Source organism: Prevotella sp. S7 MS 2, from assembly GCF_000762865.1.
Lineage (GTDB): Bacteria > Bacteroidota > Bacteroidia > Bacteroidales > Bacteroidaceae > Prevotella.
The window spans coordinates 1-1,153 of the sequence record NZ_JRPT01000065.1 but is presented as its reverse complement, the minus strand read 5'-3'; the positions used below and the strand labels follow the sequence as shown (position 1 = coordinate 1,153).

General features: G+C 45.3%; 1 protein-coding gene. It reads right to left on the bottom strand.

The features are described from left to right. Positions 1-35 precede the first annotated feature (35 nt). Positions 36-1,118 carry a 4Fe-4S binding protein gene (locus HMPREF0671_RS09765; protein WP_036900035.1) on the bottom strand — a complete coding sequence of 361 codons (1,083 nt, stop codon included), beginning with the start codon at positions 1,116-1,118 and terminating at the stop codon, positions 36-38. Positions 1,119-1,153 lie beyond the last annotated feature (35 nt).

Sequence of the window (1,153 nt, the reverse complement as noted above, 5' to 3'; positions counted from 1 at the left end):
CACAACTGTGGATGCCCCCGATTTGCGTTTGTTATTTATTTAGCTCCCTCTGCTATCTTAAACAATGTGCCTGTGGGACAAACGAAACGGCAATAGGGACGAGGCACGAAGATGGCGAGAACGAGGAAGATGGCGGCTAATACCAATACTATCCAAGATGCTGATTGGATGATGAACGCCGCGAAAATTTCGTAATCCATCCAACTGAAACCGACTCCGATGAACATCATGACCATAAGAACAGCCCATAGTATTTGACGGAAAGAGGTGAGCCATTTGACCGTCTGTTTTGACATTTTCCATTTCTTATGTGTCACTTTTCCGGCTAAATCTTGCATAGAACCGCATGGACAAATATGGTTACAGTAATAGTTTTTCTTGCCAAAGAACGGATAGATGAAAGCCGTAATGAGCATAATGAGCGGCACGAGCGAGGTCCATATGTCGATGCCATTGGCCAAATAGCCCATGATGAGCGAGTAGTTGATGAACGTACCACCCCAAAATCCTAGTACAATGACGTTGAGGATGAGTTGGAATGTGTGGTATCTCTTGTTCCTGAAAAATAGTGGAATGATAGCTCCCATGAGTACGACGACGAGCCCGGCGGCATACTTCCACGACATATCCATCTTCTCCCAAAGGTTTGTTTTGCTTGTGTTTTTGGCCGCATATTGCAGTCCTAGTCGCATATTAGTGATGATGGCACGCGAGGAATAAGTGGCTCCACTCACTCCATCTACCTTCATGGTGAGTGCCTCTTTGGTTGTTCTGCCGTTCCAATAGGTCAAGAGTTTGGATGCTTCGGCAAAGAAATCTTCTGATTCGGAGTTGTTCAGTGCGATGACTTTCTGTACTTTCCCGTCTTTGATATATATTTCTAGAGGTACAGGACCGCCATAACCAAGGACGTCTTTGCCTAGTTGGGTGGTGTTGATGATGTATGTACCATCCTGTAATTGACGCAGTGTATCGGTTGATACTGCTTTTGCCTGTTGTTGATAACCGTTATTGAGCGCGTGGCCGAGCAATTTTCCATCGCGTCTTACGGTCACTGCGAGCATCACGGCCAAGCATGTGAGGAACATCAGTATATGTTGTAGCCTTTTTGGGTTCATATTTTTGTATTGTAATGTTGGTGGTGCTAGAACCA